Annotated in this window: 18 protein-coding genes; 1 reads left to right on the top strand and 17 read right to left on the bottom strand. The window is 42.1% G+C overall.

All coding sequences use genetic code 11. The annotated features are described in order from the left end of the window. Positions 1-43 precede the first annotated feature (43 nt). The 16 genes from ftsZ to ACTJKG_RS21525 all read right to left on the bottom strand — a co-directional run bounded on the left by ftsZ (position 44) and on the right by ACTJKG_RS21525 (position 22,209). Positions 44-1,648 carry a cell division protein FtsZ gene (gene ftsZ / locus ACTJKG_RS21600; protein ID WP_440740398.1) on the bottom strand — a complete coding sequence of 535 codons (1,605 nt, stop codon included), beginning with the start codon at positions 1,646-1,648 and terminating at the stop codon, positions 44-46. Between the two features lie 215 nt (positions 1,649-1,863). Further along, positions 1,864-3,204 carry a cell division protein FtsA gene (gene ftsA / locus ACTJKG_RS21595; RefSeq protein WP_172336497.1) on the bottom strand — a complete coding sequence of 447 codons (1,341 nt, stop codon included), beginning with the start codon at positions 3,202-3,204 and terminating at the stop codon, positions 1,864-1,866. 4 nt (positions 3,205-3,208) lie between these two features. Then, the gene (locus ACTJKG_RS21590) at positions 3,209-4,075 is read right to left on the bottom strand and encodes a cell division protein FtsQ/DivIB (protein ID WP_440740397.1); all 867 of its coding nucleotides are present in this window, start codon (positions 4,073-4,075) and stop codon (positions 3,209-3,211) included. After that, on the bottom strand, positions 4,068-5,426 hold the full coding sequence (murC, locus tag ACTJKG_RS21585; protein ID WP_172336499.1) for a UDP-N-acetylmuramate--L-alanine ligase: 1,359 nt from the start codon (positions 5,424-5,426) through the stop codon (positions 4,068-4,070). Before murC ends, ACTJKG_RS21590 begins: the two co-directional genes overlap by 8 nt. Before the next feature lie 54 nt (positions 5,427-5,480). Further along, positions 5,481-6,590, bottom strand: a complete 1,110-nt coding sequence (gene murG / locus ACTJKG_RS21580) for an undecaprenyldiphospho-muramoylpentapeptide beta-N-acetylglucosaminyltransferase (protein WP_172336500.1) — start codon at positions 6,588-6,590, stop codon at positions 5,481-5,483. Between the two features lie 80 nt (positions 6,591-6,670). Beyond that, positions 6,671-7,816: an FtsW/RodA/SpoVE family cell cycle protein gene (locus ACTJKG_RS21575; RefSeq protein WP_440740396.1), complete on the bottom strand. Its 1,146-nt coding sequence runs from the start codon at positions 7,814-7,816 to the stop codon at positions 6,671-6,673. 102 nt (positions 7,817-7,918) lie between these two features. Next, a complete protein-coding gene (gene murD / locus ACTJKG_RS21570; protein ID WP_172336502.1) occupies positions 7,919-9,295 on the bottom strand; it encodes a UDP-N-acetylmuramoyl-L-alanine--D-glutamate ligase in 1,377 nt (458 codons plus the stop codon). A 59-nt stretch (positions 9,296-9,354) separates the two neighbouring features. After that, positions 9,355-10,596, bottom strand: a complete 1,242-nt coding sequence (gene mraY / locus ACTJKG_RS21565; protein WP_172336503.1) for a phospho-N-acetylmuramoyl-pentapeptide-transferase — start codon at positions 10,594-10,596, stop codon at positions 9,355-9,357. Between the two features lie 174 nt (positions 10,597-10,770). Continuing rightward, positions 10,771-12,231 (bottom strand): UDP-N-acetylmuramoyl-L-alanyl-D-glutamate--2,6-diaminopimelate ligase, encoded by a 1,461-nt coding sequence (locus tag ACTJKG_RS21560; protein WP_172336504.1) that lies wholly within the window; start codon positions 12,229-12,231, stop codon positions 10,771-10,773. Beyond that, the gene (locus ACTJKG_RS21555; protein WP_172336505.1) at positions 12,228-14,339 is read right to left on the bottom strand and encodes a penicillin-binding protein; all 2,112 of its coding nucleotides are present in this window, start codon (positions 14,337-14,339) and stop codon (positions 12,228-12,230) included. The genes ACTJKG_RS21560 and ACTJKG_RS21555 overlap by 4 nt, the downstream gene beginning before the upstream one ends. After that, positions 14,329-14,742: an FtsL-like putative cell division protein gene (locus ACTJKG_RS21550; protein ID WP_172336506.1), complete on the bottom strand. Its 414-nt coding sequence runs from the start codon at positions 14,740-14,742 to the stop codon at positions 14,329-14,331. Before ACTJKG_RS21550 ends, ACTJKG_RS21555 begins: the two co-directional genes overlap by 11 nt. Further along, entirely contained in the window at positions 14,739-15,641 is a 903-nt protein-coding gene (gene rsmH / locus ACTJKG_RS21545; protein ID WP_172336507.1) for a 16S rRNA (cytosine(1402)-N(4))-methyltransferase RsmH, read from the bottom strand. Before rsmH ends, ACTJKG_RS21550 begins: the two co-directional genes overlap by 4 nt. Next, positions 15,634-16,098: a division/cell wall cluster transcriptional repressor MraZ gene (gene mraZ / locus ACTJKG_RS21540; protein WP_166090265.1), complete on the bottom strand. Its 465-nt coding sequence runs from the start codon at positions 16,096-16,098 to the stop codon at positions 15,634-15,636. The genes rsmH and mraZ overlap by 8 nt, the downstream gene beginning before the upstream one ends. 219 nt (positions 16,099-16,317) lie before the next feature. Further along, complete coding sequence (locus ACTJKG_RS21535; protein WP_440740395.1) at positions 16,318-17,976, bottom strand: vitamin K epoxide reductase family protein; 1,659 nt, start codon at positions 17,974-17,976, stop codon at positions 16,318-16,320. Positions 17,977-18,448: 472 nt separating this feature from the next. Further along, complete coding sequence (locus ACTJKG_RS21530) at positions 18,449-19,666, bottom strand: PepSY-associated TM helix domain-containing protein (protein ID WP_440740394.1); 1,218 nt, start codon at positions 19,664-19,666, stop codon at positions 18,449-18,451. 74 nt (positions 19,667-19,740) lie between these two features. After that, on the bottom strand, positions 19,741-22,209 hold the full coding sequence (locus ACTJKG_RS21525) for a TonB-dependent siderophore receptor (RefSeq protein ID WP_440740393.1): 2,469 nt from the start codon (positions 22,207-22,209) through the stop codon (positions 19,741-19,743). A gap of 186 nt (positions 22,210-22,395) precedes the next feature. Here ACTJKG_RS21525 and ACTJKG_RS21520 point away from each other — a divergent pair, with 186 nt between their 5' ends. Next, positions 22,396-23,709: a polysaccharide deacetylase family protein gene (locus ACTJKG_RS21520; protein ID WP_440740392.1), complete on the top strand. Its 1,314-nt coding sequence runs from the start codon at positions 22,396-22,398 to the stop codon at positions 23,707-23,709. Here ACTJKG_RS21520 and ACTJKG_RS21515 read toward each other — a convergent pair whose 3' ends face one another. Next, on the bottom strand, positions 23,710-24,132 hold the full coding sequence (locus ACTJKG_RS21515; RefSeq protein ID WP_172336512.1) for a hypothetical protein: 423 nt from the start codon (positions 24,130-24,132) through the stop codon (positions 23,710-23,712). Positions 24,133-24,179 lie beyond the last annotated feature (47 nt).

The raw sequence follows: 24,179 nt of genomic DNA, 5'->3' as shown, positions 1-24,179 counted from the left end.
ATTGTGGTCTTGTATCTTGACTCTTACTTCTTGATTCTACTTTTTAATCAGCGTTATCATGCAGGAAAGAGTTGTTTTTGCGGATTTCGGTATTGCCTTCGTTATCCGGCATCAGGCTGAACCTGGAAATCTGGCTTTCGTCAGATTGCGGGGTTTCCTGCAGCGCTATTTCCTTACGTTTGTAGGCAGGTACATTTTCCAGTTCCTGTATGTTGCCGCTGCGCAGTTTCATGCTCAGATCTTTCAGCCTCATGATACGCTCGCGCGATTTTTTCAACTGCTCTTCGATAGATTCATTTGTTTTATGATCATCAGCACCAACTACAGGCTCTGGCTCGGGAGCTGGAGCCGGTGGCTCTGGCATTCTTTCTTCCCTAACCGGTGCGTATGATTCAGGTTCGTTCATTTTAAAAGTAAAGCCCGCGGTATCCGGTTCGTGATCTTCTTCGGCTTCTTCCTCGTCCAGATTATAACGCATTACCACCTCTTCTTTTTCTTCAGAACGGCCGGCAGCAAACATATCAAACAAGCCGGTTTGTTTTGGCTCATCCTTTGGTTTAATATAAGGCTCGGCAGTAGCGGTGGCTTTAACCGGGTTGATAAATTCATTCACCGGTTTTACCAAAGGTTTAACTTCGGGCTCCAGCATCGAGATGATCTTTTTATTGCTGTTCTCTTTTTCGCGCTCATCCTTGGTTTGGAAACCGGTAGCGATAATGGTAACCGATAATTGGTCGCCCAGATTATCGTCCACACAATTACCCCATATCAGGTCGGCCGCTAAGCCTGCTTCTTCCTGTATGTAATCGGTAATAATGCTTACCTCGTCCATGGTTACTTCATGTATACCAGAGCTGATGTTGAGCAATATATAACGTGCACCCTCAATCTCATTATCTTTTAACAATGGCGATGCCAAAGCACCTTCAACCGCTTTTAAAGCCCGGTTCTCGCCTTCGGCAGAACAGCTACCCATGATAGATACACCGCTGTCTTTCATTACGGTGCGCACATCCTTAAAGTCAACGTTGATATAACCCGGTAAGGTAATGATCTCGGCTATGCCTTTAGCGGCAGTTGTTAATATATTATCGGCCTGTGCAAAAGCAGAGCTCATGGTTAAGTTGCCGAATATCTGGCGTAACCTATCGTTTGATATTACCAGGAACGAGTCGACATATTTTTTCAATTCTTCCAAACCGGCATCGGCCTGCATTTTACGGCGTTTACCTTCAAATGAAAACGGCGTAGTAATGATACCTACCGTTAATATATCCATTTCGCGGGCCGCTTTGGCAATGATAGGGCTTGCGCCTGTACCTGTACCACCACCCATGCCTGCTGTAATAAACAACATTTTGGTATTTACACCCAGCATCTGCTTAATATCGTCGATATTCTCAATAGCTGAGTTTTTGCCCACCTCGGGTATTGAACCGGCACCCATTCCTTCAGTAAGACTAGCGCCCAACTGTACCTTGTTTGGTATAGGACTTAGCTCCAGCGCCTGGGCATCAGTGTTGCAAATTATAAAGTCAACACCGGTAATTCCCTGCCTGTACATATGGTTCACCGCGTTACCGCCGCCACCGCCAACACCAATTACTTTGATGATAGACGATTTTTCTTTTAACATCTCAAACTGCATAATCTTCGTTTTCAGCTATATGTGATTCAACCAATATTTAGATTTTACCATCGTAATAATAGTACTTTTTCCACAAAGGTTTTCCACAATTGTCAATAATGTGGAAAAGTTGCTTTATGTGTAAAACTTTGGTATCAAGTATCAAGACCGCTCTTTTTTATTCGACTTCCTAAAAAGTCTTGATACTTGATACTAATTACTTGATACCATAAAAACTACTTCAAAAAGTCTTCATCATTTATATCATCTTTTATAAATGTGATACTTTTTTTCAGCAACCTGTCAAACAAGCCACCTTCCTTTTTGGGCTCGTATTTTGGTTTTTCTGTTCTTGTATCTGCTACAGGTGCCGCGGTCATATACTCCGTTTTTTGGATACCTTTTATCAGCAAGCCAATACCTGTTGCAAAAGTCGGGCTTTGCAGCTCCTCATAAATATTTTTTGGCAGCACTTCGTTTTTGGCCAGGTGCTCTGTTGGGTAACCAACGCGGCAATCTAAACCGGTAACAAACTCTACCAATTGACGCAGGTGTTTCAGTTGCGCACCACCACCGGTTATTACAATACCGGCTATCAGTTTTTTCTCGTAACCTGACGATTTGATCTCGTAGTACACATGCTCTACAATTTCTTCCATACGGGCCTGTATTACGTAGGCCAGGTTTTTCACCGAGATCTCTTTTGGCTCGCGACCACGTAAACCCGGTACGCAAACAATCTCGTTCTCTTTATTTTCATCAGCCAATGCCGATCCAAACCTTACTTTTAACTGCTCGGCTATGTTACGCATTACCGAACAACCTTCTCGGATATCCTCGGTCACGCTGTTACCACCAAATGGAATCACGGCAGTATGACGAATAATACCTTCGTGGAATATGGCCACGTCGGTAGTACCACCACCAATATCTACCAGTACTACACCAGCTTCTTTTTCCTCTTCGCTCAATACCGATTCGGAAGAAGCCAGTGGCTCCAAGATCAGGTCCTGGCTATCCAGGGTGGCTTTGTTAACACATTTTACAATGTTTTTGATAGCCGTAACCTGGCCGGATATGATGTGGAAGTTGGCTTCCAAACGCACACCAGCCATACCTATAGGGTCTTTAATACCCGGCTCGTTATCTACCGTAAACTCCTGCGGCAATACATGGATGATTTCCTCCCCCGGAGGCATCACCAGGTTGTACATATCTTCAATGAGCTTATCAATATCCTTACGACCAATTTCTGATTGCAGGTCGCGACGGGTTATCAAACCGCGGTGCTGCAGGCTTTTTATATGCTGGCCCGCTATACCTACAAACACAACTTTAATATCTACATTGGATTGCGCACCGGCTACATCAACCGCCTGCGAGATCCCTTGTACTGTTTTATCAATATTTGATACCATACCACGGGTAACACCCGCAGACTCGGCCTTGCCAATTCCTAATACCTCAATCTTCCCGTTCTTGCTCCTGCGCCCAACAATGGCGCATATTTTAGTCGTTCCGATATCCAATCCTACTACAATTGGCGAACTTTTTTCTTGAGTTGAGCTTTTGTCCATATTCCTAATTTATTTGAGATGTATCCTTTTCCATTTTTGCAGAATCGGTTTTGAGACTTTTGGCCTTGCTTGCCCTGATTGAATCTGCTTTCATATTTTCATTTTTAACACCAACCACCTGGCCGGAGTATTTGATATTTATAGTACTGTACTTATCCCAGCCTACTTTGGGCAATACCTGTTTATAAAACGCTATCAGGTTAGCAAATTTTACCTGCAGCGAATCGGCATTCCCGATCAGTATCCTCTGGCTCCCCACACGCGGGATCAATTCAATTTCGTGGTCTTTATTCACGTACAGCTGTGCTATCTGCGCATCCCAAAGGGAATCCTTACGGATAAAATCGGCCGTCAGGAACAGATCCTTAGCCAGTTTGGTATGCAAGGAGTCTACATGGTTGGTAAACAGCTCGTCGATAAAACCATTGGCCACCAATACCCTTGCAGTAAAATTGGGCGACAGCGGAATCTTTAAACCATGCTGATCTACATAAAAATCCATATCATAATGGTTCATGATACGCAATATGGGCTGGCGCTGACTTACCTCGACCCGTAAAACACCGTTCATTTCGGTATAGACCTTGGCAAATTCAATAAATGGATTCGCCTTTAATTTATTTTCCAGATCCTGTATATCGATCCCTTCCAGTTTGCGCCCTATCAGTGTATGACTGGTAGTTTGCAAAATATGATCAACTTCCTGCTTATCAATAAAATACTGACTACCGGGTATATTAACCTTTACCGCCGTACAAATAACACTACCCTTTTTTGCTTCAATAAAACTCATGAGCGTGATGAGGCCACCCAGGCAAATTACCCAGGCAGATATGATCAACACACGCTTCCAAATGAGTTTTCTATTCATTACTCAATATTTCTTTTAAAGAATGAACCAAAGTATCAATATCACCAGCACCTACGGTAAGCAATAACTCTGGCTGCTCATTGGTTACCGCATCCAGCGCCTCTTGTTTGCTTAGTTTCCGTTTGTTTTGCAGCTCCATCCTGTTCAGCAACATTTCTGAGTTAACGCCCTCTATAGGCAATTCACGTGCCGGATAAATATCCAGCATGATCAATTCGTCAACCATATCCAGCACCTCGGCAAAACCTTCAGCAAAATCACGTGTGCGCGTATATAAATGTGGCTGAAAAATGGTGGTCAGCTTTTTGTTGGGGTACAGCTTTTTTACTGAGGATATACATGCCCGTAATTCTTCAGGGTGATGCGCATAATCATCAATATAAATATGCTGTGGTGTTTTCACGATGTATTCAAACCTACGTTTAACACCTCTGAATGACCCCAGCGCGCTTTTTATAGCACCGGTATCAACATCTAATCGCAAAACAGCTTCTATGGCTGCAACCGCGTTTTCCACATTGTGTGTTCCGGCTATACCCATTTTGATGTTGGGGATGGTGACGTCAGCATTCACAAAATCAAAGTAAAAATCGCCGTCTTCAATACGTACGTTGGCTGCATGCGCATCGGCTGTAGCATCATTGAGCGCATAAGTATAGCCCGTATCCAAAGGCAAGCCTTTTTTATGAACCAGTGTACCGCCGCTTTTTATTTGTGAGGCGAACAGTTGGAACGACTCGGTTAAATGCGCGTGATCGCCGTAAATATCCAGGTGATCGGCATCCATCGAAGTGATGATAGCCACATCCGGGAAAAGGGTAAGGAACGAACGATCGTACTCATCGGCCTCCACCACCATCACATTGCTTTTACCATACAGCACATTACTTTGGTAATTGGACGATATACCACCCAAAAATGCCGAGCAATCATTACCAGAATCTTTAAGGATATGCGCCACCATGGTTGAGGTGGTTGTTTTACCATGCGTACCCGCAACCGCTATAGTGAAGGAACTTTTACTGATCAGCCCCAAAACCTGCGACCGTTTGAACAGCTCGAATCCTTTATTTTTAAAATAGTTTAATATAACAGAATCTTTAGGAACAGCCGGGGTATAAATAACCAGGGTATCATCGCAAAGCTGTTGGAAACTCATCGGGATCCAATCGGCCCGGTCATCAAAGATGATCCGGATACCTTCGTTGTGCAGATCATTGGTCAAATCCGTCGCCGTTTTATCATAACCGCAAACAACACACCCTAAATGATGGAAATAACGAGCCAGGCCGCTCATCCCGATGCCGCCTATACCTATAAGGTAAACTCTTTTGATGTTATGCAGTTCCATTGTTTTAATTTTAAAAAAGGCCCTCCTCTTTTGGGGAGAAGGAGGACCATAATTTTAATTGTTGTTGTTTATTGTTATTTTTAATAATTCGCGTGCAATAACTTCGTCGGCATCAGGCATGGCCATTTTGCCAATATTAGTGCTTAGTTTCTTTTGTAAGTTTCTGTCGTGTAACAATTCAAGCGCTTTATCAACCAGCTTTTCTTCGGCGTCCCTGTCGGCCAAAAAAACAGCTGCGTCTTCCTCAACCAGCGCCAGCGCATTTTTTGTCTGGTGATCTTCGGCTACATTAGGTGATGGTACCAGGATCACCGGTTTTTTAACCATGCACAACTCGGCAATAGTACCGGCACCGGCACGTGATATAATGATATCGGCAGCAGCATAAGCAAGGTCCATTCGTGTTAAAAACTCCCTGATCTTCACATCAGGATGATGGTCTTCACCTAACTTCGCAATAATCTGTTTATAATAATACTTGCCGGTTTGCCATATAACCTGAACATCGGCAGCAATCAATTTATCTAAACCGGCGGCTATGCTATTGTTTAACGTAAGTGCCCCAAGGCTACCACCAGTTATTAATACCGTTTTCTTGAAGGCCGAAAGCTTAAACAGCTCCAACGCCTGCATATGTTTACCGGCCACGTTCACCGAATCGCGGCGGATGGGATTACCCGTTTTAATAATTTTTCCGGCAGGGAAAAACTTGTCCATGCCGTCAAAGGCCACGCATATTTTTTGGGCATTTTTACCCAGCCATTTATTAGTGATACCCGCGTAAGAGTTTTGCTCCTGTATGAGGTAAGGGATATTTTTTAACGATGCAGCATACAACAACGGCCCCGAAGCATAGCCACCAACGCCTACAGCGGCATCGGGTTTAAAATCCTTAATAATTTTAAGTGCCCGGCGTACACTGTTTAACAGTTTGACAGGGAACATCACGTTTTTCCAAACAGACTTGCGTTGTATACCCTGGATGTCCAGACCAATAATCTTATAACCGGCAGCCGGAACTTTCTCCATCTCCATACGGCCATTAGCACCCACAAACAATATCTCGATAGCCGGATCAATATTTTTTAAAGCATTGGCAATAGCAATAGCCGGGAAGATGTGTCCTCCTGTTCCGCCACCACTGATGATTATTCTCTTTGCCATTTTTTTAACTTTAAAAACTAAATTCTAAACTCTAAATCCCAAAACTCCGTCTCACTAAATCACTCATTCACTAATTAAGCTCAGGCCGTCCTGATCTCGCCCACCACTACTTTTTTAGGTTCTTCAATATCACGGCTAACCGACAGTATGATACCAAACGCCACACTGGTAAATAATATCGATGTACCACCCATACTCACGAACGGTAGTGGCACACCCGTTACCGGCCCTAATCCTACCGCCACCGCCATATTGGCAAATGCTTGTATAGTTAAGCTAAAACTTAAACCACAAGCCAGTAACGCGCCAAAAGCCTTCGGGGCCTTCGTCACAATTTTTATGCACCTGTATAGTAAAAATAGGTAAATGCCTATCAGGGCAAGTCCGCCTATAAGTCCATACTCCTCAATAATAATGGCGTATATTTCGTCGGAGTAGGACTCTGGCAGATAATTTCTTTCGGTACTGTTGCCCGGGCCTTTGCCAAATATGCCGCCACTGGCAATAGCTATTTTGGCATGATCTGATTGAAACGACTTATCGGGCTTTGCCAGTTCAGGATGTAAAAATGTTTTCACCCTGGAAATACGTGTTTCACGCCGTGGGCCTAAAAACAAAACTGCCATTAACAATATAAATCCGGCTACACAAACCATTGATATTTGCTTAATACTGATACGCCCTATGATGAGCAATAAAATGCTTACCCCAAACAACATCAGCGCAGTTGATAAGTTGGCTGGTGCTATCAATACAAATACCAGGCAAACTGCGCCCATAATTGGTAAAAAGGATTCTTTGACATCCTTAATGTTTTCCTGCTTGCGCGAAAGGGTACGTGCCAGGTAGGTGATCAAAGCCAGTTTAGCCAAATCCGATGTCTGGAAACTAAGTCCTATCACGGGGATATTTATCCACCGGCTGGCCTCGTTTATGCGTGCGCCAAATAATAGTGTATATAGCAACAACGGTATGGTCACAATCATCATGATCTTGGAGATACCTGCATAGTAACGATAATCGAGCTTGTGCGAAATATACATCAGCGCGATACCGCCCACCACCATAGCGAGATGTTTCATCAGGATCGACTCGACCCCAACGCCACGCTTATAAGCCAGCGTACCGGTTGAACTGTATACCGCCAACAGGGATATAACAGAAAGCAATATGACTATAAGCCATATCCAGCGGTCGCCTTTTGTATTACTGAGTATCCTGTGCATTTCTTAACTTTTTACTTTTTTTGTCCATGGACCATAGTCAATAGTCCTTAGATCTTATTTTCTTTTTCCATGGACTATTGACCATAGTCTATGGACCTCATTCTATAATTCCCTTACCGCAGCTTTAAACTGATTGCCGCGATCTTCATAATTTTTAAACAGATCAAAACTGGCACAAGCAGGTGATAACAATACGGTATCGCCTTTTTCGGCCAGGTGGAATGATACCTGTACCGCTTCGGCAGCTGAGCCTGTATTCACGATCACTTCTACATCATCCTCAAAAGCATCGTGGATACGTTTATTGTCTTTACCCAGGCACACTATAGCTTTTACCTTTTGCTTTACCAGCTGTTTCAACATATTATAGTCATTGCCCTTGTCAACACCACCAAGGATCAATACCACATCAGTAGTCATACTTTCGAGCGCATACCACGTTGAATTAACATTGGTAGCTTTAGAATCATTGATAAAGCTGATACCGGATATTTTGCCAACCGACTCCAGCCTGTGCTCGATATTTTTAAAGTTGCCCATACTCTCCCTCATCGATTCATTGCGCAATTCGAGCACTTTTGCAACAATACCTGATGCCATGGAGTTGTAAATGTTGTGCTTACCCTGCAGGGCTAATTCTTTAATTGACATTTGAAAATGTTCTTGTGTTGTGTTAATGACAATATTGTCGTTTTCGAGATATGCTCCCGGTTTAATCGTAGTTTCAATTGAAAAGGGTAACTGCTGTGCTTCAAACGTCCGCCCGGCCATCCCTTTGATGGTTTCCGGGTCATCGGCACAGTAAATAAAATAATCGGCCGCTGTTTGATTTTGCGTTACACGAAATTTTGATGCCGCGTAATTTTCCAGCTTATAATCGTACCTGTCTAAATGATCAGGCGTAATATTGAGCAAAACAGCAATGTCAACCTTAAACCGGTACATGTCATCCAGCATAAAGCTGCTTAGCTCCAACACATAATATTCAAATTTTTCGGTGGCCACCTGGTAAGCAAAGCTTTTACCAATGTTGCCGGCCAAACCCACATTTAATCCCGCGTTCTTTAGGATATGATAAGTTAAGCTGGTGGTAGTGGTTTTACCATTTGAACCGGTAATTCCTACTATTTTAGCATCGCAATATCTTCCTGCAAACTCTATCTCCGAAATAACAGGGATACCTTTTTCACGCAGTTTTTTAACAATAGGCGCTTTCTCTGGTATGCCCGGACTTTTGATCACTTCAACAGTGTTCAGTATTTCTGCCTCGGTATGCTGGTTCTCTTCAAAGCGAATGTTCCAGTCCTGTAGTTGTTTTTTATAATTATCAGCAATGGCACCAAAATCCGAAACAAAAACATCATAACCCTGCTGTTGAGCAAGATACGCCGCACCTACACCACTTTCACCCGCGCCGAGAATGGCGAGCCTTTGAGTGGCGAGTAGTGAGTTTTGAGTTATGTGTTCCGTCTGATTCATTATTCTATTGCACTATATATTTTTTTGTCCTGTCTCTTGATTCTTATTTCTTGATTCTCTTATCTCAACTTCAATGTTATAATGGTTATAATGGCCAGTATGATACCAATGATCCAGAAGCGGGTAACAATCTTGGCTTCGTGGAACCCTTTTTTTTGATAATGATGATGTAGCGGCGCCATTAAAAATATCCGCCGGCCCTCGCCCGATCTTTTCTTGGTGTATTTAAACCAACCTACCTGCATAATAACCGATATATTTTCGATCAGGAATACGCCACATAGCACCGGAAGCAATAGCTCTTTTCGTATTACGATAGCAAAAACAGCGATGATGCCGCCTATGGCCAAACTACCTGTATCGCCCATAAATACCTGGGCCGGATAGGAATTGTACCATAAAAAGCCCACACAGGCCCCAACAAATGCGCCCGCAAATATTACCAGTTCGCCCGAGTTGGGTAAAAACATAATGTTCAGATAATCGGCCATGGCAATGTTACCGGATACATAAGCCAGTATGGCCAGCGTAATACCAATAATTGCTGAAGTACCAGTGGCCAATCCGTCGATACCATCGGTAATATTTGCTCCATTGGATATAAAAGTGATGATCACAATAACAAAAAACAGGAACACGACCAATCCGTATTGCTCATAACCAGGTCCCAGGAATTTGAGCACTTTGGAGTAATCAAACTCATTGTTCTTATAAAAAGGCATAGTGGTTTTTGTTGACCGCACATCCTGGGTATAAACCGGCACATCCCTTTTCATATGAAACTCAACCGGGGCATCAACTTTTACAGGTAGTTTAACTTCCTGCCTGATCACAATATCCGTATTGAAATACATTGTCCAGCCGATGATCAGTGAGAGACCTACCTGCCCGATGATCTTAAATCTTCCGGCAAGGCCTTCTTTGTTTTTCCTGAAAACTTTGATATAATCATCCAAAAAACCAATTGCGCCCAGCCATACTGTGGTAATCAGCATCAGGATAATATAAACGTTACCGAGTTTAGCAAACAGCAAAGTAGGAATCAGGATACCTAATAAAATAATGATACCACCCATGGTAGGCGTACCCGATTTTTGCATTTGGCCTTCCAGACCCAGGTTTCGTACCGTTTCGCCCACTTGTTTAAAACGCAGGTAATCGATAAGCCTACGGCCATAAACCGTAGTGATAATCAACGATGTTATTACAGCCATAGCGGTACGGAAAGTGATATACTGAAATACCCCTGCCCCCGGAATACTGAAGTTTTTACTTAGATATGTAAATAAATAATATAACATCCCTTTTTAAATGTGCTGATGTGCAGATTTCAAATGTGCAGATATGCTGATGTGCATATGTGCGGATTATCGATGTGCAGATCGTGGTTTATGTTTTGATTACTTCTACTCGTTTATTTATATTAATTGGTTGTTGAAATTATCTTCCCTAAAATTTTAACTATTGACTCTTATTTATGACAATAACTTAAACTGCTCTTCTAACTCCTCCATATCATCGAAGTGATTTTTCACTCCTTTTACTTCCTGGTATTTCTCGTGCCCTTTACCTGCTACCAGAATAATATCTCCCGGACTGGCCAGCATACATGCCGTTTTAATAGCTTCACGACGATCAACAATACTCACTGTATGTCTTTTGAAAGCCGGATCAACACCCTCCTCCATATCCTTAATAATCTGGCCTGGATCTTCCGACCGTGGGTTATCCGCAGTCAGTATCACTTTATCGCTCCATTCGCTGGCTACGCGAGCCATTACAGGGCGTTTGGTTTTGTCCCTGTCGCCTCCGCAACCAATTACCGTGATCACCTTCTCGTTGCCTTTGCGGATATCATGAATGGTGCTCAACACATTCTGAACAGCATCCGGTGTGTGGGCATAATCAACTATCCCTATAACCTTATTAGGTGCTACGATATATTCAAAGCGACCTTCGGCACCGGTCAGTTTGCTTAAACTGGTTAATACTTTAGCCTTATCCTGATCGAGCAGCATAGCCGTAGCATAAACCGCCAGCAGGTTATAGGCATTAAATGTGCCTACCATTTTAAACCAAACTTCTTCGTTATCAATATGCAGCAGTAAGCCATCAAACTGGTTTTCCAGAATGCGGGCCTTATAATCGGACATTGATTTTAGTCCGTAGGTTTTCTTATGGGCCTGTGTGTTTTGCAGCATCACGTTACCATTTTTATCATCGCTATTGGTTAGCGCGAAGGCTGCTTTTGGCAAGCCATCAAAAAACGCTTTTTTGGCTTTCAGATAACTGTCGAATGTTTTATGATAATCTAAATGGTCATGCGTAAGGTTAGTAAATATCCCACCTGCAAATACCAGGTTGGCTATACGATGTTGGGCTATAGCGTGCGAACTAACTTCCATAAAGCAATAATCACATCCCTGCTCTACCATCTCGGCCAGTAAACTATTGAGCTCAATAGGATCTGGGGTGGTATGGGTTGACGGGATCACTGTATCATTGATCTGATTTTCGACAGTTGACAGCAATCCGCATTTATATCCCAGATCGCGAAACAATTGATACAACAAAGTGGCTACCGTAGTTTTGCCATTGGTACCGGTTACCCCTACCAGCTTAAGTTGCTCAGACGGCCGACCATAAAAATTAGCAGCCACGATGCTTAATGCTTTGCCAGAGTCGGCCACCATCAGAAAGTCGACCTCGGCTACGGTACGCGCTGGCAGATCTTCGCAAATAACAGCGATGGCACCGCTTTTAATAGCCTGATCAATATAGTCATGGCCATCAACCAGCGTACCTTTTACGGCAACAAACAATGAACCGGGCTCAACTTTGCGCGAATCAAAGGTTACAGACGTAATTTCCACATCAGCGCTTCCCTGTAATTCAGTAAAAGCCAATCCATCCAATATATCACTTAAATACATCATTGTAATTCAATTGTTATTCGTGATCCTTTTGGTATCAGGCTGCCGCCGGTAACCGATTGTGTGGTTACCACGCCGCTGCCGCGTACCGTTACTTTATAACCCGCGTTACCCAATACATACAGGGCGTCACTAAGGCCCATGCCGGTAACTGCCGGCACAGTGCCATTTTTATATTTTACATCCTCAAAAGGAATTCCATTGCTGGTATCAATCCCGCCCACATCGGCGTTTGCCGATGCGTACAGTGGTTTTACACCCAACTTGGTATACACCTTTTTTAATGCTTTTAAATTACCCTGCTTTACTTTTGGCATGCTGGTATTACCTACCAAATGTGTAGCCGGACTTTGGTTTATTTCCATATCATTAGCATAAACCCTATCTGCAACCTCTCTGAAAACCGGACCAGCAACCAGGGCTGCCAGGTAATTACCTTTTGTTGGGTTATTGATCACCACGATCATGGAATATTTAGGATGATCGGCGGGGAAATAACCGCAAAATGAAGCCTGGTAGGTTTTGTGAGCAGTATAACCTTTTCGTCCGTCGGCTATTTGTGCGGTACCTGTTTTACCTGCCACACTGTAAAGCTTGTTTTTGATTACATTTTTACCCGTACCATTAAGTACCACACCTTCCAGCATACCTTTTAACTTGCCGATGGTGACATCTGAACATACCTGCTCGTTGATAACCCGTGCCTGGAATTGTTCAATAGGATTGCCCATGCGACGTATCTCGCGTACAAAAATGGGCGATATGAGCTTACCATTGTTGGGTACCGAGTTATAAAAAGCCAGCATTTGCAGCGGCGTTAAATTCATTTCATATCCATAAGCCATCTCAGGCAAACTGTAATTTTTATTCCAGCTTCGGTTCGATGGATTTTTGATTACCGGCTGCCCTTCCCCCCGGATTTGCAGTTGTAATTTTTGGTTTAAATGATAACTATACAGCTTATTGATATACTCCCATGGATTACCACTATAATAACGAGTGACCAGTTTAGCTGCTGCTACGTTTGATGATTCTTCGAACGCGCGTTTAACGCTCATTTCATAATTATCATGCTCGGTATCGGTAATGGTTGGCCCTTTCGGAAATTTGTATTTACCTCCCTCAGCATTTACTATTGTACTGGTATCTATTTTATGCTGATCGAGCAGGGTCATGTACGATGCCAGTTTAAACGTTGAACCCGGATCAATAGCGTTACTGATAGCATAGTTCATTCTTTCCTCATAGTTGCCTTCTTTGGTACGGGTAAAGTTGGCAATAGCTCTTACTTCGCCGGTAGCTACTTCCATTAATACTACACAACCATGATCGGCCTCACTTTTGATCAACTGTTTCATTAAGGCATCCTGGGCTACATCCTGAAAATTCACATTGATGGTAGATATAATATCTGCACCATCTTTAGCGGCTATCTCCTCGTCATCATCAACGGGCATCCATGTTCCGCCTGGAATGCGCTGCATTAACCTGCGTCCGTTTTCGCCATTGATATAAGACGAATAGGCCCCTTCAAGGCCTACTGCATTTTTAACATTTTCATTCTTATAGCCGATAGTACGTGCGGCAAGCGAATGGAAAGGCCGTATACGTTTATTCTGTTGCAATACGATCAGACAATTCCGGGTCTTCCTTTTTTTGAAAATTGGAAATTCCTTGATCTTTTTTAGCTCCTGATAACTCACCCGACGCCTTAACAACTGATAGCGCGAACCTTCTTTACGGGCATCGCGGAATATCCTGGAGTATTCACGGGAAGATCTGTCGCCGTACATTTTTGACATGCTGGAGGCTAACTGATCAATGTTATCATTAAACACGCTATCCTCGGCAATACCACCCGCCATCATATCCATGTGCAACTCATATTCCGGAACAGAGGTTGCTAACAGACTACCATCCACAGAAAATATATTACCACGGGCAGCCTCAACAGTTTGATACTGAGCCGAAAGACTGGCGGCCATATCTTTCCATTTTTTGCCCTGTACAAATTGCACCCGGCACAACTGCACTACTACAGCAAAAGCAAATAGCAATATCAGCCCGAAAGCGATATATACCCGCAGCAGAATGTTGGTTCTAATTCCCATCCTGATCCTCCTTTACTGTTATTTTTTGTGGTGGCTCAACAGATTGCCTCACCCCCAGGGTATCGGCACGTTTAGCCACCTCGGTTAATGTACTTTTAAAGGCCATATCAGCCTTGGCGGTTTTATAATCCCAACCACGCTCTTTTACTTCTTTATTCAGATCATCAATGTCACGTATCGTTTTTTCAGCCAGGTGCATATTACCAATATATACCATACCTAAAAAAGCTATATACATCACAAAGGGAAGGGCACCCGTGGCTTTTTCTTTGGAGATAAAACCCTTGGCAAAAAGCTGGGTAAAAAGATTGTCCTGGATCTCTCGCGCAGGTTTTTCCTCCACGATGATATCCTGTTCCAATTCTTCTTCGTCCTGAATTTCTGTACGTAAACGATTCGTCATTTTTTTACAGCTATCCTTAGTTTAGCGCTCCGTGCCCTATTGTTATTCTTTATCTCTTCGTCTGATGCTGTTATAGCCCCTCGGCTTACTGCATCCAACGGTTTATTATTATTACCGTAAAAATCCTTCTCCACCTCGCCACTAAATTTGCCTTTGGCAATGAAATTTTTCACCAGCCTGTCTTCCAGCGAGTGGTATGACATCACCACCAGTCGGCCACCAACGGCTAAAACTTCTGCCGACTGAACCAAAAACTCTTTCAAAGCTTCCAGCTCCTGGTTAACTTCAATGCGCAATGCCTGGAACACTTGTGCCAGGTATTTATTTTCCTTCCCCCGGGGGATACGGTTACTGATCGCGTTTTTCAGATCGGCAATGGTCACTATCGGTGCATTTAAACGAGCTGTCGCGATGGTTTCGGCCAGCGATTTCGCGTTCTGTATTTCACCGTAAATGCCAAAAATGCGGTGCAACTCAGCAACAGTATAGTTATTAACCACATCCTTAGCTGTAAGCTCGCCCAGTTGATTCATACGCATATCCAACTCTGCATCAAAGCGAATAGAAAACCCACGCTCGGCCTGGTCAAACTGGTACGATGAAACACCCAGATCAGCCAGGATACCATCAACCGGGATAGCGCCATGCAAACGACAAAAGTTTTTGAGATAGCGAAAGTTTTGATCAATAAAAACAAAACGCTCATCCTCAATCAAATTCTGCTGCGCATCGGCATCCTGATCGAAAGCCAGCAAAGTTCCTTCGGGACCCAGATTCTTTAATATCTCGCGCGAATGACCACCACCGCCAAAAGTCACATCCACATATGTGCCGTCCTTTTTAATGGAAAGCCCTTCAATACATTCACTGAGCATTACCGGTACATGATACTCACTCATCACCCCTCCTTGCTTTATTACCCATAACCCTTTGTGCCAGCGCGCTAAAATTCTGAGGCTCATTGGAGAACGCGGCTTTATGCGCCTCGGCATCCCAAACCTCAATTTTATTTAACTGACAGGCCAGTACTACATCATTTTTTATACCTGCATAATCCAACAAAAACTTCGGCAACAACACCCTGCCGGCAGCATCAAGCGAAAGCTCGGTAGCGCCACGGGTGAAATATCTGATAAACTCTATGTTATCTTCCTCGTATTCGTTAAGTTTGCTCAGTTCATCAAGCCGTTTGTCCCACTCTGTTTTTGTATAAATAACCAGGTAGTTTTTGAATCCGCGATTGATCACCAGGCCTTCAGTTTCAGCTTCAGGAAGCTTTTTTTTGAGGCCAGCAGGTATCATCATCCTTGATTTAGGATCCAGCTTACATTCAAATTCACCGGTTAAATAGGACATTTTGAGACTATGGCATAATTCAATGAGTAAAAGTAATGTACTTTTACCACTTTCTACCACTTTTTACCACCAAAAAGTTTTCAACATTTTTGGAGGGTATTCTGCTATACCCCTAAAAAGAAAAATCCGGCTGCCGCCGGATCTTTAAAATCAATTATTTTTTTTCTTATAAATCTCTATAAAATACTGTACCTAAAAACGCTTATTGAAGATTCATTTTTACACAGCAAAAAAATATTTTAAATCAATTACGCTGTATATAGATGGTAATTGATAGTATATTGTTTCATTATTTTCATTCGGCATGGAAACAAAAAACGTGGGTGTAAATTCTATTCCCGTTGTATCACACCAATTTTTCATAGCTTCTATTTTAGCATTTTGTTGTTTCAGCTCTCCATTCATAGGATATTTAGCTGCAAATGTCTCATAATCTTTCTTTTCGGCCAGATACCAGTCATCCAGTGCTTGCTTCACAATAGGCTCTTCGTTTTTCTCGGCAATGGCTAACAAATGTTTTACCGGCGGCGTTTTCATGTCACCTTCGCTATTTGTGGCAGTAAATAATATCTGTACCTGAACATCTGGATTATTCTCCAGCAGATCTTCCATCGGTTGATGCGCTTTGGCACAAGGGCCACAATAAGGATTGCACACCTTGATCAGTTTATAACTGGCATTAGGATTACCCAAAGTTATTCCGAGACCATCGGGAATATTAGCCACCATTTTTTGCTTTTGAAGTAATGCTTCAAATATCTCCTGGTTGTGCTTCAGCTTTTGCAGTTCGTTACTGGTTTGTTTACCCGCCTTAGCTTTTTGAAAAGCTGGCATTAACAAAGTGGTAATGATAAACGGAACAACGAGCGCTGTTAAAGTTGAAATGATCAACCCTGGTTCAATGGTATTAAATGACAACAAGGTATGCCAGCCCCCCAAAAGTGTTGTTACCAACTGCAATACTAATAATACTTGCACGCATAAACATAACACACACCATTGTTTGGCTATGCGCCATTGATAATAAATGGAGAATACCACATAGGGTACAGCAATTACGTTTAGCCAGGATGCTACAAACAACGCGGCAGGATTAACTATACCCGAAAATAGCAACAACAGCAAAACACCCATGAAATAGCTAAAGCCGATAGCGCTCCAGCTGATACCTCCAATTTTAGCCGCTTTAGATTGTAATATAGCTCCGCAGTTTACCTTTTTACCGGCACTGCAAATCTGCTGTAATACAGGATTATGTTGATCAAGCTCATACCAAAGCAGTAATGCACCGGTAATAGCTCCCGCAAGGGTTAATACAGAAAAGACAAACGGAAGCAAGGCGCTCGCCCCAAACTGCATCAAGGTTATTAAGCCGGTAATAATAACTATAGCAGGTATACAAAGAGCACTTAAATATTGAATGGTATTTTTTCTGCTTTCTTCTTTTAGCTTTTTGTTATAATCCTTCTCTCCGGCATCCTCTTTAGCTTCAGCTAATAATACAACTCCCGACCAGCCTTTTAGGAAATCCTCTTTAGCCAATGAGGTCCACCTACGTTTTTCTTCATCAAAAAAACGAACAGCATTTTCACCCACCTCCTTTACAACCGTAAAAAATTCTGTTTTGTCTTTTACTCCTCTTATTTGAGTAATAAATGGACAGGGAAGTTCCTCCAATTTTTGGCGATCAACCCGTATACCCATATTTTCGACTCCATGATTATTCAATACATCGCTTATACTTAACAGACTCGGATAATCTGGATGCTCTTCTATTTCACGGGTTAACGTAGTGGCTGTTACTTTAACCTGCAAAAGATCAAGTAAAAGTTTTGCCGCATTTGGGCCATTCGTTTTTGATTCAAAAAAAGAAAGCATAACTAGAGTATGTTAATGTTTTTAGGCTCGATCGGTTTATCAGGTATATGTTAGTCCAATTATTTAGAACAAAAAATCATGGACGGCATTGGTTGATGTTAATTTATTAAAAAGAGAACATTATTATAAAAATATCTATTTCTATAATTGTAAACCCAACCACTATTTCAATATTTTACTTCAAAATAGCTATAATCCGTTCTTTATCTCATTGAATAATCAATCTGAAATACAATGTGAAAGTTCATTAAAAAAAATATAATAAAAAAGATATCTCACTATTTATTTCTAATAATATTTTATAATCATTAAAATGGAGACAGGCCTATCATAAAAGCTAAACGCCGTATTAGAAAGGTGACATAAATAGCTCCACCTGTAAAGGAAAAGGGATATGCTTATACTCAAAAAAAATGCCCTTATTTATCCAAAGGGCATTATTAATGAAAGAACTATTAATTCTTCGAATAATTTAAGCGGCGACCAGCGCCTTTGCCCGGGGCTTCTTTTTCCTGGTACGATTTAACCACATCATTACCCCGGTTACCGGAAAGATCAATGATACCAGGCAAACAACAAAGCTGATTATTTGAGTAGGCAAACCATATACCGCCCCGGTGTGTACCGGTTTCATATACGCCCTTACTCGTTGCCCTAAGCTTTTAGAAGCAAACGTGACCGAACCAGCTACGCGACCACTATACTGATCGATATAATATATATCCGCATTTGTTTCAATCAGTTCTTTTGACCACACGCTAACAGTATAGGTAGCTGAAGAATCACGCGGCAGGCGAACACTATAATAGCTGGCGTTTGTGAGGATTTCTCCCATGCCGCTTAAAGCCGTTTCGGGAGATAAAGCAACCGCATCGGGCTTATATATTGATAATGGCGGCTTTGGCAATTCCTTACCTACTACTTTTGAACCAGTTAAGGAAAACAGGGTGGCATTTGCCCACTTAAAGGTCATAGTTAAACCGGTTAGCACCACAACTATAAGGAACACCGAGGTGTAAAATCCGGTCACAATATGCAAATCATGCACTAATCTTTTAGTACTGCCTCCCCACTTTATTTTGAGGCGCTGTTTCATGATCTTTTTTGTTTTGGGCCACCACAATATCACCCCGGTAATTAATATAAACAGAAAGAAGAATGTCGATAAAGATATCACCCAGTCCCCAACACTGTTTTTAGCGCCCAGCAAATACCGGTGAAACATCTCTACCTTATACAGAAATGTTTGACGACGGTTAAATTGATCAAGCACCTGCCCTGTATAGGGGTTTACAAAAAGCGTGAGATTAGATCGCTCATCTGTTTTAGGCTTTTTAAGGTCATGCCCAGCGGCCTTTTTCCCCTTGTCGGCTTCTGGTATAGCCGCCCCGGCACCTTTTTTATTTTTCTTTTCCGGAACTATTATCGCTATTTCTGTAGCTCGCTCTGGATCGTTATACACAATAACCGACGAGAGCTTTGCCTTGGGCACTTGTTTTAAGGCACCGGGAATTAGGTTAGCCAAAGCCATTCTTCCCCCCTGCGGTTTTACAAAATAACGATGCGGATTAACGGTGTGTTGTATTTCCTTTTCAAAAACCAACATGGTACCTGTAAAACACGAGCAAAAAATAATAATACCAGCCGCAAGGCTCAGGTAAAGATGTATGGTGCGAAAAAAAACCTTCATTGCCGCTGTATCTGTAAAAACCGGTACGCAAAAGCGTAACCGGTTCTTATATTTTATAGTGTTGATTAAAAATCTTAAAACTTATAAGCCAATGTGGTTAAAAACTGTCTTGGTGGTATTGGGTTTATGCTGTAATTTTCGTGTACATTATAATTAAGCACATTCCCTATATTTGATATTTTACCAATAATGGATAATCTTTTATAACTATATCCCACCGATGCATCAACTGTTGTAAATCCAGAAACGTTAACCAACCTTGATAGAGTTTGTGTTTGGCCAACGGTATTGGCATTCCCAGCAACACGATTACCCAGGTAATAAACAGATGCACCAACTTTAAACCCTTTCAGATCGCCATTATAAAAAGTGTAAAACACACTGGTATTTGCTGTATGCTTAGGCACATTCAATAACGGCTGACCTGCAATATTACTACCTATTGTTGTTGGTGTTTTGGTATACTTAGCATTTGTATAGCTATAACCAGCTAATATATCAAGGCCTTTTACAGGATGACCGGCAATGTCCAGTTCAACGCCATCGCTTTTGGTTTGCCCGGTTAATGTTTTGATGTTGGTATTGGTATTGGTGGTTACCCCATCGGCCAGGAAGGGTGCTGTTTGAGCCAGGTTATTATTCAGGATGCGATATGCCGTTACATTGACTGACAGGTTACCATTCAGAAAATCATTTTTAACACCAAACTCATATTGATCAATCAGCGATGGACTCAATGGCTTATTGTTAACATCTGTACCTGTATTGGTAACAAAAGAGTTTGAATAGCTGGCAAACAAAGCTGTAGTAACCAATGGCTTATAAACGATACCCACTCTTGGTGAAAAGGCTTTATCTTGCTTACCGGCTGCGGGTTGTACCAATGCGGGTGCTGTATTATAATAAGTATTAACCGTTGTAGGTGATATATATTGGTATGACCATCGCAAGCCAGCCAACACCTTTACTTTTTCCGATAAGCTAATCAAATCATTAAAATAAGCGCCAAAACGGTTTGTTGGTGTTAAAACATTATAAAAAGGATTCATTGTAGGCTTATCAGTGCGCAAAGGGTATTTGTTAACATCGAAAATGTTGATCTTATCATAAACCGCGTTTTGCAGTGCGCCGTTTTGATCAAGGTAGCTTGATACTTTATTTACGGTAGCTACATAGGTATAACTGGTGTTTTTGTACCAATCGGCATCAGCACCAACTAAAATATTATGTTTGATAGCACCGGTATTGAACTGGCCGGTTATGTTAAACTGACCGGTGTAGTAATCTTCTAATGTTTTGGCCCTGTTCAGCGTACGGCCCCAATCGCCGTTAGAGTCGGGAAGCACGCGTTCTGTTGTTTGATACTGACGATCAAAGTGCTGATAGGAAAACCCTCCACTTAACTGCCATAAACTATTGATCTGATGATTAATAGTGGCCGTGGCTGTTGTTTGCTTGGTATTACCTGTTGACCATGATGCACCCAGGTAACGGTTACGGGGCACTTTGGCAATTACATTATTGATTTGTCCGGTTCCAAAATCAGGTGTAAAATCATAGTTCAGATAATCACCTTCAACAATAATTTGGGTTTTATCACTGATCTTATACAAGAATGATGGGTTGACGTATTCACGTTCTGATTTTACATTATCACGAAAGCTCTTTGCATTCTCATAGGTTCCGTTTACGCGGTATGCCAATTTAGATGATATAGGGCCATAAACATCAAATACCGGCTTATACAGATCATAACTGCCATAAGTCATGGATACCTGGCCGCCTTGTTCAAATTTGGGTTTTTTGGTAACCAGGTTCAGTATACCGCCTGGCGCAACGTTGCCATAAAGCAATGCAGCACTGCCTTTTAAAACCTCCACCTGCTCAAGCGAACTGATCTCTGGCATTACGCCTGAGTTTATACGGAAACCATTTTTAAACATGTTGGTGCTTGAAAAATTGTATCCGCGCGCTCCAAATGTTTCCTGAGTATTACCGCGGGCACTATACAAATAAACGCCGTTGATATTTTTAGTTACATCACTTAATCGTAATGATTGTTGCTGGTCAAGCACATCGCGACCTATAATGGTAACACTTTGAGGCAGGTCTATGGGCGATACATTCATTTTACCTACACTTAGCTTTTTACTGTTGATGGTTTTTGTAGAAGACACAACCACCTCATTAAGTTGTGCCGAACTTTCACTCAGAATAAAACTAACAGTAGTAGTTTGTTTAGCCAGTACCTCGACCGTTTTCTCCTCGCTTTTAGTACCGATATACGATGTTGTTAATAAATAAGTCCCAGGTTTTATATTGGTAAAGATGAAAGACCCATCGCCAATAGTCATCGTGCTTTTATTTAAACCCTTTATAGATACATTAACAAATGCTGCCGGTATATCGTCGCTTGTTTTAACAAATCCGGATATTTTTCCGTTAACGCCTTCATCATCGGCTTTTGCTGTTAAAATAGTTATGAATAGAACAAAGAGAAGAAAAGAATTTTTTTGCAGTGAATTGTGTAAGTGTTTTGCCATTTAATTTAGATTGAGTCTAATTAAGCGCAAAAATAACAACGCAATCCTGATTTGCAAACATTATTTAGAATTAGTTTAAATTAATAATAATTTGATCGCCTCATCATTAACTATTTCGTTACAATAGCATTATTGCAGTACATCGTTGCACAAGTGTGTTATATTAGCTACATAAACCTTTTTATCATGAAAAAACTGCTTCTGCTAATTGTTATCACCCTGCTTTTAAGCCCTATAGTAAAGGCTCAACCGGGTAAAACTCAGATAACCAAATGGCAATACGGACGTAACGGAGCGGTATCTATTACCTGGGATGATGGCTCCATTAACCAATTCAAAGTGGCATTACCTATACTTAACAAACTACAGCTACCTGCTACCTTTTTCATTATTACCGGACAAATACCAGGTTCGCAATATCATGGCAAATTCATTGGACGGCCGGTAAAGGATATCATTAAGGAAACGGCTACTATACCAACCAATAAAGATAATTTCTTTGAGCGGGCTTCGGCAGCGGGGTATCTTGGACTGATCGGTCCGCTGGATTATCATTATAAAGCAGGCTCATTGGTAGATGCAGGTAAAACCGAAGCCGCCTATAAAGCTATTGATGAATGCTATGCTAAAGTTCGTAACGGTGAATTTAAACCCGGCATACAGCATAACGACGAATATAAAGACGCTCATGGCACTACCTGGGCACCGATAAAAGCTTACGCGGCGCAGGGCCATGAATTTGCCAGTCATATGGTAACCCATCCCCGCCTGGCCGCCCTTGATGAAACCAATTTAATGTACGAAGCCGAAAAAAGCCGGCTGGATGTTTTAAACCATTTAGGCCTTGCTTATACCTTTAGCGCCGAAGGACCGTTTGGTACCGAGAATGAGCGCGCCGTTGCTTATTTGTCCAAAGTTTACCCTGCCCTGCGCAATCGCATGCCCGAACCCTGGCTCAAAGAAATAAGCCGTGGTAACAAGGATACTCCCGGCAATACGGATAAAGAGTATGTACAATACCAGCGCGGCGCTACTACCAAAACGCCATTACCGATGATGAAAGCCTGGGTAGATACCACCATGAACAGGAAAGATACCTGGCTGGTACTTACCCATCACGGTGTTGACGGTATAGGCTGGGAACCCTTGCCCCACCAGGAGTTGGATGAATATTTCACCTATATCAAAAACCATCAGGATAAACTCTGGGTAGCCACTTTTGGCGATGTAACCAAGTACATGCGCGAAAGACAAAGTGCCAAAGTACAAAGCAGTTTTAAAGGTGATAAGATAACCGTAAATATCACCCACCCGCTCAGCAAAGTTTTTTACACCATCCCGCTTACGCTTAAAACCTATGTTCCAGCAGACTGGAAAAACATCAACGCGGTACAGGGCAATAAAAAGCAAACGCTTAAAGCGCTTACAGATGCTAATGGCTCTTACGTATTATACCAGGCTTATGCAAATGTTTCACCGGTAACTTTATCGGGTAGCTGATCAGTCGAACACCATTTTATCCGGGCCTGATACTTTTTTAACGTGACAATTGCAACCTCCGGCGATGGTGATAATTGTACTCAAGGTTTGATGGGTAGCCGCGTTAGTAGCTGTTATTTTTATATCATCCCCATCGGTTGAAAAATCTTTGATGTTATCGTCTGTAGCCAATAGTGTAAAGCCTGCCACAAAATCAACATTAGGCGGGTATTTTACCGGTGTCAATGGTTTGTTGGTGCGCACATTAATAGCCGAAAAACCGGTGATAGCAGGATGCGTATTTTGCTTATCGGTTATAACAATTCCCAGGTAGGCATACTCCAGGGTGCAGGTTTGTACACCGCAGCCGTTTTTTTGTTTGTTCCCTTTGCAGGCTGTAAAGCCAGCAATTATCAATAGCAGGAAAGATACTTTCTTAATCATTATAAGGTTTTTATATCCTTTACGACGGGAAAGTTATAAATGCTACA

This window comes from Mucilaginibacter sp. 22184 (assembly GCF_052045695.1).
Classification (GTDB): Bacteria; Bacteroidota; Bacteroidia; order Sphingobacteriales; family Sphingobacteriaceae; genus Mucilaginibacter.
This window is presented reverse-complemented; position numbering and strand designations above follow the sequence as displayed.